Genomic DNA, 12,806 nt, shown 5'->3' with positions numbered 1-12,806 from the left:
AGCTCATTCAGATCAGTTTGACGAGTTGCTTGCCGAAGTTCTTGCCCTTGAGCAGGCCCAGGAACGCTTCGGGCGCCGATTCGATGCCTTGCGCAATCGACTCGCGCGGCTTGAGCTTGCCCGTGCCCACCAGCGTGCCCAGTTCCGTGAGCGCCTCGGGCCACACTTCCATGTGTTCGCTGACGATGAAGCCTTCGATCTTCATGCGGTTGATGAGGATCAGCGCCGGGTTCGCGAGCGGCAGCGGCTGGCCGTCGTAGCCAGCGATCATTCCGCACAGCGCCACGCGGGCGAAGGCGTTGGCGCGCAGCAGCACCGCGTCGAAGATGTAGCCGCCGACGTTCTCGAAGTAGCCGTCGATGCCGTTCGGGCAGGCTTCCTTCAGTGCCGCGCTCATCGACTTGACGTCGGGGTGCTGGCGGTAGTCGATGCAGGCGTCGAAGCCCAGCTCGTCGGTCACGTACTTGCACTTGTCGGGGCCGCCTGCGATGCCGACCACGCGGCAGCCGCGCGCCTTGGCCAGCGCGCCGAAGGCACTGCCCACGGCGCCGCTGGCGGCGGTGATGACCACGGTTTCACCGGCCTTGGGCGCGATGATCTTCACCAGCCCGTACCAGGCCGTGACGCCCGGCATGCCGACCGCGCCGAGGTAGTGCGACAGCGGCACGTGCGTGGTGTCGACCTTCTTCAGCGCGCCGGGCTGCGAAGCGTCGACCACGCTGTACTCCTGCCAGCCGCCGAAGCCGACCACCTTGTCGCCCACGGCGTACTTGGGGTGCTTGCTCTCGACCACTTCGCCGACCGTGCCGCCCTGCATCGTCTGCCCCAGAGGCTGCGGCTGCGCGTAGCTCTTGGAGTCGTTCATGCGCCCGCGCATGTACGGGTCGAGGCTCATGTAGTGGTGGCGCACCAGCACCTGGTTGTCTTTGAGCGCCGGGGTTTCCGCGGTCACGAGCTTGAAGTTGCTCGCCACGGCCTCGCCGTCGGGGCGGTTGTCGAGGTGGATCTGCTTGTTGGTGGGCATGTGTATCTCCGGTGTTGGGTGTGTGTCTGTCAGTCGGTCGATGGCGGGCGCATCGCGTTGGCGCTCGCGGGGCCGGTCGGCAGGCGGCGCTTCACGTACTTGAAGGTGCCGGTGGCGTGGGCGCACACGCGCTCCTGCTCGTCGTAGATCTTGGCTTCCGTGAAAGCCAGCGTCGCCGTGCGGTGAATGAGCGTGCCGCGCGCGCGCAGCGGCCCCACGGAAGGCTGCATGAAGCTGGTCTTCATCTCGATGGTGACCACGCCGGTCTCGGGCGACACGCTGCGCGCGGCCGCGGCCATGGCGATGTCCAGCAGCGTCATGCAGGCGCCGCCGTGGGTCACGTCGAAGGTGTTCAGGTGCTCCGGCTTGGCGGTGTAGGCGATCTCGGACTCGCCGCCTTCAAACTTCGTGAGCTCGAAGCCGAGGTGGCGCGCAAAGGGAATCTGGCTCGTGTACGAGCGGATGTTGATGTCGTCGGATTCTGGAATTGTCATTTCGGTTTTCAAGCGGCGCCCAGCACCACGCTCACGCCGCCGTCAACTGCCAGCCACTGGCCGGTGATGTGCTTGCCGGCATCGCTCGCGTACAGGAGCGTCAGGCCCTTGAGGTCCTCGTCGTCGCCCAGGCGGCCCAGCGGGGCCTGCGCGGCCATCTTTTCCTCGCCCAGCGACTTGATCAGGCCGGCGGCCATCTTCGTCATGAAGAAGCCCGGGCAGATCGCGTTCACGTTGATGTTGTACTTGCCCCATTCGGCGGCCAGCGTGCGCGTGAAGCCGATGACCGCGGTCTTCGAGGTGTTGTAGGCCAGCGTCTGCATCTCGGGCGGGTTGCCGTTCAGGCCGGCGATCGAGGCGATGTTGATGATGCGCCCGGTCTTCTTCGGGATCATGTAGCCGTTGGCGATCTGCTGCGACAGGATGAAGTAGCCGCGCACGTTGAGGTTCATCACCTTGTCCCAGGCCTCGACCGGGTGGTTTTCGGCCGGCGCGCCCCAGCTGGCGCCGGCGTTGTTGATGAGGATGTCGACCGCGCCCATGCGCTGCAGCGTCTCGTCGGCCAGGCGGCGGGTGTCTTCCTCCTTCGAGCAGTCGGCGGCGATCCAGCGCGCGTCGATGCCGGCGGCCTGAAGCTCGGCCGCGGCCTGCTCCAGGTCGTCGGCCTTGCGCGAACTCAGCATGATCTTCGCGCCCGCCTCGCCCAGCGCGTGGGCCATCTGCAGGCCCAGGCCGCGCGAGCCGCCGGTGATGAGTGCGGTCTTGCCGGTGAGGTCGAAGAGTTTCTGGACGGTGCGGGCGGTCATTGGGTTGTCTCCGGGGTTCGGTTTCTGGGTCAGATCTCGTAGTCCATGCACTGGCGGGCTTCGCGCACGGCGCCGATGAATGGCTTCAGGGCCACGTGCTGCGGATGGTCCGCATAGGCCGCGAGCGCGGCGGCGTCGGTGAATTCCGAGTTCAGGATCAGGTCGTAGGTGGCTTCCAGGCCGGGCTGGGCGATGGCCACTTCGAAGCGGTGCGTGCCCGGCGACAGCCTGGCGCAGGCGTCGAGCAGCGCCTTGGCCTTGCGCAGGTTGGTCGCCTTGTCGGCGCCCTCGGCGTGCTCCTTGAACTTCCACATCACGATGTGCTTGAGCATGGCGTCGTCCTCGGGTTACTTGTTGCCCAGCCGCGAGCGCACGTAGATGAGCACGAAGCCCACAAGCGAAACCAGCCCGCCGGGAACGGCGATCGACCAGCCCAGGGCGGCGTCGGTGCGACCGGTGGAAATGCCCAAAATGACGAGGAACAGGCCGCCGTAGATCAGGATCCAGATCCACTTCTCCAGGCGGGCGTGCGGCTTGGGCGGCTTCGGTGCGTTTGCGGGGGTGTTGGGGGTGGAATTCGGCGGATTGTTGATGGCCATCAGAAGGCGTCCTCGGGCAAAGCGGTACAGGTCGGGTCGCGGGTTTCGACCACGTTGAGCCAGGCACCGATTTTCGGCAGCTCGTAGTGGAAGAAATAGTCCGTGGCGCCGATCTTGCCAGCTGTTACCGCCCTGGCCTTTTCACCGTCGTTCTCCAGGGCCCTGCTGGCCACGTCCAGCCAGATCCAGGCCAGCACCGTGTGGCCGAAGGCCTGCATGTAGGGCACCGCATTGGCCAGCGCGTCCGCCGGGTCGCCGGTGGACCAGGCCGCCTCGGTCGCGCTGCCGATGCGCTGCAGCGCGGCGCCCAGCGCCTTGGTGTGGGCCGCCAGCGCGGGCACCTCGGCGGTGCGGCCGATGGTGGCCGTCATGCGGCCGGCCAGCAGCTGCAGGCCGCGGCCCTTTTCCATCAGCACCTTGCGCCCCAGCAGGTCGGCCGCCTGGATGCCGTGGGTGCCTTCGTGGATCATGTTCAGGCGGTTGTCGCGCCAGTACTGCTCCACCGGAAAGTCGCGCGTGTAGCCGTAGCCGCCGTGCACCTGGATGGCCAGCGAATTGGCCTCCAGGCACCACTCGCTGGGCCAGCTCTTGGCGATGGGCGTGAGCACTTCCAGCAGCAGGCGCGCGTCGTCCGCGGCCTGGGCGTCGCCGGTCTTCTGCTCGTCGACCAGCCGGGCGCAGTACAGCTCCAGCGCCAGCGCGCCTTCGCAGTACGCCTTCTGCGCCAGCAGCATGCGGCGCACGTCGGCGTGCTCGATGATGCGCACCTGCGGCGCGGCCGAGTCCTTGGCGACCGCGGCGCCTGCGGCCTCTGGCTTCTTGACCAGGCGGCCCTGCGGCCGGGTCTTGGCGTATTCGAGCGAGGCGTGGTAGCCGGCCATGCCGAGCATGGTGGCGGCGGTGCCGACGCCGATGCGCGCCTCGTTCATCATGTGGAACATGCAATGCAGGCCCTTGCCCGGTTCGCCGACCAGGTAGCCCACCGCGCCGGCCTTGCCGTCGACCGGGTACTTGCCCTCGCCGAAGTTCAGCAGCGTGTTGGTGGTGCCGCGCCAGCCCAGCTTGTGGTTCAGGCCCGCCAGCGCCACGTCGTTGCGCTGGCCCGTGAGATTGCCCTGGGTGTCGACCATGCGCTTGGGCACGATGAACAAAGAAATGCCGCGCGTGCCCGGCACCAGCTTGCCGTTCTCGTCGGGAATCTTGGCCAGCACGATGTGCACGATGTTCTCGGTCAGCTCGTGGTCGCCGGCCGAGATCCACATCTTGTTGCCCGTGAGGCGGTAGCGCGGACCCAGCGGGTCGTTTCGGAAGTCGGCGCCATCGGGCACGGCGCGCGTGGCCACGTCGCTCAGCGACGAGCCGGCCTGCGGCTCCGACAGGCACATGGTGCCGGCCCAGCGGCCGGAGAACTCGTTCTTGGCGAACACCTCTTTCTGCATCTCGGTGCCGTGCACCATCAGCAGGTTGGCGTTGCCGCTGGTGAGCATGTTCGAGCCGATGCTCACCGAGGCCATCGCGAAGAAGCTGTTGGCGGCGGCCTGCATCGTGTAGGGCAGCTGCATGCCGCCGATGTCGTAGTCCTGCGCGGCGCTCATCATTCCGGAGTCGACGAAGGCCTTGTGCGCGTCGTGCGTGGCCTGCGGCAGGATGACCTTCTCGCCGTCGAAATGCGGCTCCTGCGTATCGACCGTGCGGTTGAACGGCGCGTACTTCTCGCGCGCGATGCGCTCGCAGGTATCCAGCACCGCGTCGAAGGTCTCGCGCGAATGGTCGGCAAAGCGTTCGCGCTGGTTGAGCGACTCGGCGTCGAGCCAGTCGTAGAGCAGGAAGTCGAGGGTGGAACGCAGGCTCATGGTCGGATGTTGATGTTGAGACTGCCGACTTCCACCGGCAGCGCTCGTCGGCCGGCGAAGCCCGGCCCATTCGTGGAACACCGCGGAACCGGCTTCGCCGGGCCGCTGGTGTTGCCCCCGCAAGGGGGTTGGCGAAGGCGACACGCAGTGCGCCGCAGCATGGGGAGCGTCAGATGATCTCGAACACGCCCGCGGCACCCATGCCGCCGCCGATGCACATCGTGACCACGACCTTCTTGGCGCCGCGGCGCTTGCCTTCGATGAGCGCGTGGCCGGTCAGGCGCTGGCCGCTCACGCCGTAGGGGTGACCCACGGCGATGGCGCCGCCGTCCACGTTCAGGCGGTCGGCCGGAATGCCGAGCTTGTCGCGGCAGTAGATCACCTGCACGGCAAAGGCTTCGTTCAGCTCCCACAGGTCGATGTCGTTGACCGTGAGGCCCAGGCGCTTGAGCACCTTCGGAATCGCGAAGACGGGGCCGATGCCCATTTCGTCGGGCTCGCAGCCGGCCACGGCAAAGCCGAGGAAACGGCCCATGGGCTTCAAGCCCTTCTGCTCGGCGTATTTCTCGTCGACCACCACGCAGGCGCCGCCGCCGTCGGAGAACTGGCTGGCGTTGCCGGCCGAGATCAGGCCGCCGGGAATGGCCGGGCGGATGCCGCTGATGCCTTCCTTGGTGGTGCCGGGTCGGATGCCTTCGTCGTTCTCGACGGTGACTTCCTTGGTGCGCAGGCCCATCACGGGGTCGGCCACGCCGGCCAGCACGGTGATGGGGGCGATCTCTTCCTTGAAGCGACCGGCTTCCAGCGCGGCGGTGGCCTTCTGCTGGCTGGCGGCGCCGTATTCGTCCATGGCGTCGCGGCCGATGTTGTAGCGCTTGGCGACCTGCTCGGCCGTCTGCAGCATGTTCCAGTAGATCTCGGGCTTGTGCTTCACGAGCCAGGGATCGGCCAGCATGTGCTTGTTGGCTTCGTTCTGCACGCACGAGATGCTCTCGACGCCGCCGGCCACATACACCTCGCCTTCGCCCGCGATGATGCGCTGGGCGGCGGTGGCGATGGTCTGCAGGCCCGACGAGCAGAAGCGGTTGATGGTCATGCCCGACGTGGTGATCGGCAGGCCGGCGCGCAGCGCGATCTGGCGCGCGATGTTGGAGCCGGTCGCGCCTTCGGGCGTGGCGCAGCCCATGATGACGTCGTCCACCGAGGCGGGGTCGATGCCGGCGCGCTGCACCGCGTGCTGGACCGCATGGCCGCCCAGGGTGGCGCCGTGCGTCATGTTGAAGGCACCCTTCCAGCTCTTCGCGAGCGGCGTGCGGGCGGTGGAAACAATGACGGCGCTGGTCATGGTGAGGTCCTTTGAAGCAGATGGAAGGGAAAAGAGGTTGTCGTCATTGCGCCGGAGCAGCGTTGGTGTTGCTCAGGAGCTGGTGATAGAAGCCGATCATCTCGCCGTAGTTCGAGATGGCCAGGCGTTCGTTGTTGCCGTGGATGCGTGCCAGGTCCTCGCCCTTCAGCCGGAACGGCGAGAAGCGGAAGACGGCATCGCTCACGAGGCTGAAGTGGCGCGAGTCGGTCGCGGCGGTCATGAGGCCGGGGGCCACCACCGCGTCGGGGAAGCTCTGGCGCACGGCCTGCTGGATCGCGCGGTAGCCCGTGCTGTCGGTCGGCGACACGGGCGAAGGCTCCGCGTTGCCCGGGTACTGCTTGATCTTGATGTCGTCGTTGGCCAGCTGCTTGCGCAGGTGCGCCTCGACGCTGGCGAGCGTGTCGCCCGGCAGGATGCGGAAGTTGACGGCGGCCTCGGCGCGCCCGGGCAGCACGTTGTCCTTGTTGCCGGCGCGAACGATGGTCAGCGCGGTGGTCGTGCGCAGCATCGCGTTGCTGCTGGGGCTCTTCTCGAGAATGCCCCGCACCACGGGTTCGGTGAGCCACAGGTTCGAGAGCATCACGCGGTTCACGCCGCCCATCTCGGGTGCGAGCGTGCCGAACATCTGTCCGGCAATGCCCTTGATGCCGCCGGGCATCGGGTTGGCTTCGAGCCGTGCGAGCGCCGCGCTCATGCTGCCGATGGCGCTGTGCTGCGGCGGCATCGACGAATGGCCGGGCGCCGTGTCGAGCGACAGGAAGAAGGTGCCGTAGCCCTTCTCCGCCAGGCCGATGAGCGCCGCCGGCCTGCTCAGGCCCGGCAGCACGCCGTCGAGCACCAGCAGGCCCTCGTCGAGCACCCAGTCCAGCCGCACGTTGCGCGACTTGAGCAGCTCGGCGATGGGCAGCGCGCCGCGCAGGCCGCTCACCTCTTCGTCGTCGCCCATCACGAGGTAGACGGTCTGCCTCGGCTTGAAGCCGGCGCCGATGAGCAGCTCGATGGCTTCCATCTGCGCGAAGAGATTGCTCTTGTTGTCGAGCGTGCCGCGGCCCCAGACGTAGCCGTCCTTGATCTCGCCGGCGAAGGGGTCGACCGTCCAGGCCTTCTCGGTGCCCGGCGCGATGGGCACCATGTCCTGGTGCGCCATCAGCGCGATGGGCCTGGCCTGCGGATCGGTGCCGGCCCAGGTGTAGAGCAGCGCCTTGTTGCCCATCACCTCTTTCTTGAGCGTGGCGTGCACCTTGGGAAACTGCTGCTCCAGATAGGCATGCAGCTTGTCGAACTCGGCCGCGTTGGCGGCCGGGTCGTCCATGCCCGACACCGTGCGGAACGTGATCGCCGTGGACAGCCGCTTGGCCGCCGCCTGCAGATCGATGTCCAGCTTGGGCGCGGGCGCCACCGCCAGCTGCTGCGACGGCGTGGTCCAGGTCTTGACCGCCACGGCGGCCACCAGCAAGACGATTGCCAGCAGCAGCCCAAGGAAGATGCGTTTCAACATTGGCGGTCGGTCCCTTTGCCTTCGCGGATCAGCTGAACTGCTTGCCTTCGGCCACCAGCTTCTGGATCAGCGGCGCGGGCTGCCAGAACTCGGCGTCGTCGCGCGGGTTCTTGGCAAAGCGCTTCATCGTCTCGGCCACGTTGTACAGGCCGACCTGCGATGCGTAGTGCATCGGGCCGCCGCGCCAGATCGGGAAGCCGTAGCCGGTCAGGTACACCATGTCGATGTCGCCCGACTTCGAAGCAATGCCGTCTTCCAGGATGTGCGCGCCTTCGTTCACCAGCGCGTAAACCAGGCGTTGCACGATCTCTTCATCAGAAATCTTGCGCGGCGTGATGCCCAGTTCCTTGCGGTGGTCCTCGATCATCTTGTTGACCAGTTCCGACGGAATCGCGTCACGCTTGCCGGCCTGGTAGTCGTACCACCCTGCCCCGGTCTTCTGGCCGAAGCGGCCCAGTTCGCAGAGCTTGTCGGCCGTGCGGCTGTACTTCATGTCGGCGCGCTCGACGGCGCGGCGCTTGCGAATCGCCCAGCCGATGTCGTTGCCGGCCAGGTCGCCCATGCGGAACGGACCCATGGCAAAGCCGAACTTCTCGATGGCCTTGTCGACCTGCTGCGGCGTGGCGCCTTCGTCCAGCAGGAAGCCGGCCTGGCGCGAGTACTGCTCGATCATGCGGTTGCCGATGAAGCCGTCGCACACGCCCGAGACCACGGCCGTCTTCTTGATCTTCTTTCCGATGGCCATGACCGTGGCCAGCACGTCCTTGGCGGTGGCCTTGCCGCGCACCACTTCGAGCAGCTTCATCACGTTGGCGGGGCTGAAGAAGTGCATGCCGACCACGTCCTGCGGACGTTCGGTGAACGATGCGATCTTGTCGACGTCGAGCGTAGAGGTGTTCGAGGCCAGGATCGCGCCCTTCTTGGCGACGCGGTCGAGTTCCTTGAAGACCTTCTCCTTCACGCCGAGTTCTTCGAACACGGCCTCGATGATCAGGTCGGCGTCCTTCAGGTCGTCGTAGCTCAGCGTGGTGCTCAGCAGCGCCATGCGCTGCTCGTACTTGTCCTGCTTGAGCTTGCCCTTCTTGACCTGGGCTTCGTAGTTCTTCTTGATGGTGGCAACGCCGCGGTCGAGCGCTTCCTGCTTCATCTCGAGGATCTTGACGGGGATGCCCGCATTCAGGAAGTTCATCGAGATGCCGCCGCCCATGGTGCCGGCGCCGATCACGCCGACCGACTTGATCTCGCGCTTGGGCGTGTCTTCGGGCACATCGGGAATCTTGCTCGCGGCGCGCTCGGCCATGAACAGGTGGCGCAGGGCCAGCGATTCGGGCGTGAACATCAGCGCGGTGAAGATGCGGCGCTCTTCGGCCATGCCGGCGTCGAACTTCATCTTGGTGGCGGCCTGCACGGCGTCCACGCACTGCAGCGGCGCGGGATAGTTCTTCGACATGCCGCCGACCATGTTCTTGGCGAACTGGAAGTAGGCGTCGCCTTGCGGGTGCTTGCAAGGCAGGTTGCGCACCAGCGGCAGCGCTTCACCGGTCTTGCCGGCCACGCTCTTGGCGAAGGCCACGGCTTCTTCGAACACCGATTCGGGCGAGGCGGCCAGCCTGTCGAACAGCTTCTGGCCGGGCAGGCTCGCGAGCAGTTCGCTCTTCACAGCCTCGCCGCTGACGATCATGTTCAGCGCGGTCTCGACACCCACCACGCGCGGCAGGCGCTGCGTGCCGCCGGCACCCGGGATCAGGCCCAGCTTGACTTCGGGCAGCGCGACGCTGGTGCCCGGGGCAGCCACGCGGTAGTGGCAGCCCAGCGCCAGCTCGAGGCCGCCGCCCATGCACACCGAATGGATGGCCGCGACGATGGGCTTGGCCGAAGCTTCCAGCGCGAGGATCACGCTGAGAAGGTTGGGCTCCTGCAGCGCCTTGGGCGTGCCGAATTCCTTGATGTCCGCGCCGCCCGAGAACGCCTTGCCGGCACCGGTGATGACGATGGCCTTGACGGCGTCGTCGGCATTGGCCTTGGCCAGGCCATCGGTGATGCCGATGCGGGTCGAGAAACCGAGACCGTTGACCGGAGGGTTGGTCATGGTGATCACGGCGACATCGCCGAGCACTTTGTATTCAGCCGTCATGCTGCGTTCCTTGGTGTGTGAAGAAAAGAAGAAAAAGCACGAGTGTTCTTTTTCAGGGATTCTAGGCGTTTCGCGAGGCCAGACAATGGCACGCAGTCGCTGTAGAGACAAGGCCCCGCCTGAGGAGGGCGGAGCTTTCGGGAAACACCGCGGAACCGGCTTCGCCGGGCCGCAGGTGTTGCCCCCTGCAAGGGGGAAGGCGTAGCGACACGAAGTGCGCGAAGCCTGGGGGTTTGCCTAGACCTCCAGCCACTCCTTGCGAGTGGTGGCGTCGGCGCGCAGGCTGTCGGGGGTGCCGTCGAACACGATGCTGCCGTGGCCCATGACGAGCGCGCGGTCCGAGATCTGCATGGCGATGGTGAGCTTCTGCTCGATCAGCAGCACCGAGATGCCCTTGTCCTTCAGCGTGCGCAGGTACTGCCCCACCAGCTCGACGATCTTGGGCGCGAGGCCTTCGGTGGGTTCGTCGATGATGATCAGGTCGGGGTCGCCCATCAGCGTGCGGCACAGCGTGAGCATCTGCTGCTCGCCGCCCGAGAGCACGCCGGCCTCGGTGTGCTGGCGTTCCTTCAGGCGCGGGAACATGCCGTACATGTCGTCGAACGACCAGCGGCTGCCCTTGCCGGAGCCCTTCTGCCCCAGCAGCAGGTTCTGGTGCACCGTGAGCTTGGGAAAGATGTCGCGGTTCTCGGGCACGTAGCCGATGCCGAAGTGCGCGATCTCATACGCCTTGCGGCGCAGGATGTCCTGCCCCTTCCAGTGCAGTCCGCCCTCGGCATGCACCAGGCCCATGATGGCCTTGGCGGTGGTCGAGCGGCCCGAGCCGTTGCGGCCCAGCAGCGCGACGATCTCGCCGGGGTTCACGTCGAACGAAACGCCATGCAGCACATGGCTCTTGCCGTAGTAGGCGTGGATGTCTTTGAGCTTCAGCATGTCAGTGTCCCGCCCCTTGTGCGTCGGCAACCGAGGAGCCCAGGTACGCCTCCTGCACGCGCGCATTCGCGCGCACCGCAGCCGGCGTGTCGAAGGCGATCACTTCGCCGTACACCACCACCGCGATCTTGTCGGCCAAGCCGAAGACAACGCCCATGTCGTGCTCCACCGTCAGCAGCGTCTTGCCAACGGTGACGTGCTTGATGAGCGAGATGAAGTGCGAAGTCTCGGTCTTGCTCATGCCGGCCGTGGGTTCGTCCAGCAGGATCACGCTGGCGCCGCCAGCGATGGTCACGCCGATCTCCAGCGCGCGCTGCTCGGCGTACGTGAGGTTCACCGCATGCACGTCGCGCTTCTTCTCCAGGCCGATCTGCCTGATGAGCTCCTCGGTGCGCTCGTTGGCGTCGTCCAGGTTCGAGAGAAATCGCAGGAAGGTGTACTTGTAGCCCAGGCTCCACAGCACGCCGCAGCGCAGGTTCTCGAACACGCTGAGCTTCGGGAAGATGTTGGTGATCTGGAAGCTGCGCGACAGGCCCATGCGGTTGATCTCGTACGGCTTCATGCCGTCGATGCGCTGGCCATTGAGCAGCACCTCGCCGCTGGTGGGCGTGAGCCGCCCGCTGATCAGGTTGAACAGCGTGGACTTGCCCGCGCCGTTCGGCCCGATGATGGCGATGCGCTCGCCGGCCGTCACGGCCAGGTCCACGCCACGGATGATGTCGGTCTTGCCGAAGCTCTTGCGCAGGCCTTTGAGTTCGAGTGAATAGGTCATGCCGTCTCCCGCCGCTTGATCTCGGCTTCGATTTCTTCCTGCGCGTGGCCCCAGGCCTTCGCGAAGCGCCTGCGGAACACCTCGAAGATGCCCAGGCCCACCGCCAGCAGCGCCACCGCGACGATCCAGCTCGTGGCCGAAGAGGTGTCCAGCTGCAGGCCCGCGAACGGCACCAGGGGGCCGAGCGCCGCGTTCAGCTGCATGTGATAGATCATCTCGACGATGGCCGCCGCGCCCGCGAGCATCACGCCCGCACCGACGAACAGGCCCACGTACAGCAGGTAGAAGCGCTTGATCTTGCCGAACAGCGCCACGCGCACGTTCATCATGATCAGGCTGGCCACGCCGCCGGGCGCGAACATCACCATCAGCAGGAACACCAGGCCCACGTACAGCAGCCAGGCCTTGCTGAGTTCGGACAGCAGCACCAGCGCGAACACCAGCAGCGCCGCGCCGATGATCGGCCCGAAGAAGAAGGTGGCGCCGCCCAGGAAGGTGAACAGCAGGTAGCTGCCCGAGCGCAGCCCGTTCAGGCTGTCGGCCGCGTTCACGATCTCGAAGTTGATGGCCGCCAGGCCGCCGCCGATGCCCGCGAAGAAGCCCGCGATGATGAACGCGTAGTAGCGCACGCGCTGCGTGTTGTAGCCGATGAACTCCACGCGCTCCGGGTTGTCGCGCACCGCGTTCAGCATGCGTCCGAGCGGCGTGCCGGTGAAGGCGAACATCAGCCCGGTGCAGATGAAGCAGTACACCGCGATCAGGTAGTACACCTGGTTCTGCGGCCCGAAGTTGATGCCGAAGAACGAGGTGCCGTACACGCGGTTGGTGGTGATGCCGCCCTCGCCGCCGAAGAAGCTGGGGAACATCAGCGCCATCGCGGCCACCAGCTCGCCCAGGCCGAGCGTGATCATCGCGAAGGTGGTGCCCGACTTCTTGGTCGACACATAGCCGAACACCACCGCGAAGAACATGCCGCCGAGCCCGCCCACGAGCGGAATCAGCACCAGCGGGATCGGCAGCTTGCCGGCGCCCGCCAGGTTCATGGCGTGGATGGCGATGAACGAGCCCAGGCCCACGTACACCGCGTGCCCGAAGCTGAGCATGCCGCCCTGCCCCAGCAGGATGTTGTAGCTCAGGCAGATGATGATCAGGTAGCCGATCTGCGACAGCATGGTGAGCGCCAGGCTGCTGGTGAAGATCATCGGCGCCACGATCAGCAGCAGCGCGAAGAAAGACCAGATGAAGATGCGGCCGATGTTCAGCGGCTTGAACCGGTAGTAGCGCACCGGCGTGGAGGTCGAAGCGGTTGTGGTTGCAGTATTCATGG

General features: G+C 66.3%; 12 protein-coding genes. All 12 read right to left on the bottom strand.

What is annotated here, in order from left to right:
• Positions 1-7 precede the first annotated feature (7 nt).
• The 12 genes from C4F17_RS04615 to C4F17_RS04555 all read right to left on the bottom strand — a co-directional run bounded on the left by C4F17_RS04615 (position 8) and on the right by C4F17_RS04555 (position 12,804).
• Positions 8-1,024: an NADP-dependent oxidoreductase gene (locus tag C4F17_RS04615; RefSeq protein ID WP_081269456.1), complete on the bottom strand. Its 1,017-nt coding sequence runs from the start codon at positions 1,022-1,024 to the stop codon at positions 8-10.
• 29 nt (positions 1,025-1,053) lie between these two features.
• Positions 1,054-1,518 carry a PaaI family thioesterase gene (locus tag C4F17_RS04610; RefSeq protein ID WP_106934426.1) on the bottom strand — a complete coding sequence of 155 codons (465 nt, stop codon included), beginning with the start codon at positions 1,516-1,518 and terminating at the stop codon, positions 1,054-1,056.
• A gap of 8 nt (positions 1,519-1,526) precedes the next feature.
• Positions 1,527-2,324, bottom strand: a complete 798-nt coding sequence (locus C4F17_RS04605; RefSeq protein ID WP_081269454.1) for an SDR family oxidoreductase — start codon at positions 2,322-2,324, stop codon at positions 1,527-1,529.
• 29 nt (positions 2,325-2,353) lie between these two features.
• The gene (locus C4F17_RS04600) at positions 2,354-2,656 is read right to left on the bottom strand and encodes a Dabb family protein (protein WP_081269453.1); all 303 of its coding nucleotides are present in this window, start codon (positions 2,654-2,656) and stop codon (positions 2,354-2,356) included.
• Positions 2,657-2,671: 15 nt separating this feature from the next.
• Complete coding sequence (locus C4F17_RS04595) at positions 2,672-2,923, bottom strand: hypothetical protein (RefSeq protein WP_081269452.1); 252 nt, start codon at positions 2,921-2,923, stop codon at positions 2,672-2,674.
• Entirely contained in the window at positions 2,923-4,776 is a 1,854-nt protein-coding gene (locus C4F17_RS04590) for an acyl-CoA dehydrogenase (RefSeq protein ID WP_106934425.1), read from the bottom strand. The genes C4F17_RS04595 and C4F17_RS04590 overlap by 1 nt, the downstream gene beginning before the upstream one ends.
• A gap of 169 nt (positions 4,777-4,945) precedes the next feature.
• Positions 4,946-6,121: an acetyl-CoA C-acyltransferase gene (locus C4F17_RS04585; RefSeq protein ID WP_106934424.1), complete on the bottom strand. Its 1,176-nt coding sequence runs from the start codon at positions 6,119-6,121 to the stop codon at positions 4,946-4,948.
• Positions 6,122-6,164: 43 nt separating this feature from the next.
• Positions 6,165-7,640 (bottom strand): M20 family peptidase, encoded by a 1,476-nt coding sequence (locus tag C4F17_RS04580; protein ID WP_106934423.1) that lies wholly within the window; start codon positions 7,638-7,640, stop codon positions 6,165-6,167.
• A gap of 28 nt (positions 7,641-7,668) precedes the next feature.
• The gene (locus C4F17_RS04575; RefSeq protein WP_081269448.1) at positions 7,669-9,774 is read right to left on the bottom strand and encodes a 3-hydroxyacyl-CoA dehydrogenase NAD-binding domain-containing protein; all 2,106 of its coding nucleotides are present in this window, start codon (positions 9,772-9,774) and stop codon (positions 7,669-7,671) included.
• A 237-nt stretch (positions 9,775-10,011) separates the two neighbouring features.
• Positions 10,012-10,707, bottom strand: coding sequence for an ABC transporter ATP-binding protein (locus tag C4F17_RS04565; protein WP_093056893.1), 696 nt, complete (start codon positions 10,705-10,707; stop codon positions 10,012-10,014).
• 1 nt (position 10,708) lies between these two features.
• Complete coding sequence (locus C4F17_RS04560; RefSeq protein ID WP_081269446.1) at positions 10,709-11,479, bottom strand: ABC transporter ATP-binding protein; 771 nt, start codon at positions 11,477-11,479, stop codon at positions 10,709-10,711.
• Positions 11,476-12,804, bottom strand: a complete 1,329-nt coding sequence (locus C4F17_RS04555) for a branched-chain amino acid ABC transporter permease (RefSeq protein ID WP_106934422.1) — start codon at positions 12,802-12,804, stop codon at positions 11,476-11,478. Before C4F17_RS04555 ends, C4F17_RS04560 begins: the two co-directional genes overlap by 4 nt.
• Positions 12,805-12,806: the final 2 nt, after the last annotated feature.

This window comes from Variovorax sp. PMC12 (assembly GCF_003019815.1).
In the GTDB taxonomy this organism is placed as follows: Bacteria; Pseudomonadota; Gammaproteobacteria; order Burkholderiales; family Burkholderiaceae_C; genus Variovorax.
Note: the sequence above shows the minus strand (reverse complement) of the source record. Positions and strands in the feature narration are given on the sequence as shown.

Bases quoted from the DNA above. Each gene is read 5' to 3' on its own strand.
- C4F17_RS04615 (WP_081269456.1), bottom strand. From the start codon at position 1,024: ATGCCCACCAACAAGCAGATCCACCTCGACAACCGCCCCGACGGCGAG.
- C4F17_RS04610 (WP_106934426.1), bottom strand. From the start codon at position 1,518: ATGACAATTCCAGAATCCGACGACATCAACATCCGCTCGTACACGAGC.
- C4F17_RS04605 (WP_081269454.1), bottom strand. From the start codon at position 2,324: ATGACCGCCCGCACCGTCCAGAAACTCTTCGACCTCACCGGCAAGACC.
- C4F17_RS04600 (WP_081269453.1), bottom strand. From the start codon at position 2,656: ATGCTCAAGCACATCGTGATGTGGAAGTTCAAGGAGCACGCCGAGGGC.
- C4F17_RS04595 (WP_081269452.1), bottom strand. From the start codon at position 2,923: ATGGCCATCAACAATCCGCCGAATTCCACCCCCAACACCCCCGCAAAC.
- C4F17_RS04590 (WP_106934425.1), bottom strand. From the start codon at position 4,776: ATGAGCCTGCGTTCCACCCTCGACTTCCTGCTCTACGACTGGCTCGAC.
- C4F17_RS04585 (WP_106934424.1), bottom strand. From the start codon at position 6,121: ATGACCAGCGCCGTCATTGTTTCCACCGCCCGCACGCCGCTCGCGAAG.
- C4F17_RS04580 (WP_106934423.1), bottom strand. From the start codon at position 7,640: ATGTTGAAACGCATCTTCCTTGGGCTGCTGCTGGCAATCGTCTTGCTG.
- C4F17_RS04575 (WP_081269448.1), bottom strand. From the start codon at position 9,774: ATGACGGCTGAATACAAAGTGCTCGGCGATGTCGCCGTGATCACCATG.
- C4F17_RS04565 (WP_093056893.1), bottom strand. From the start codon at position 10,707: ATGCTGAAGCTCAAAGACATCCACGCCTACTACGGCAAGAGCCATGTG.
- C4F17_RS04560 (WP_081269446.1), bottom strand. From the start codon at position 11,479: ATGACCTATTCACTCGAACTCAAAGGCCTGCGCAAGAGCTTCGGCAAG.
- C4F17_RS04555 (WP_106934422.1), bottom strand. From the start codon at position 12,804: ATGAATACTGCAACCACAACCGCTTCGACCTCCACGCCGGTGCGCTAC.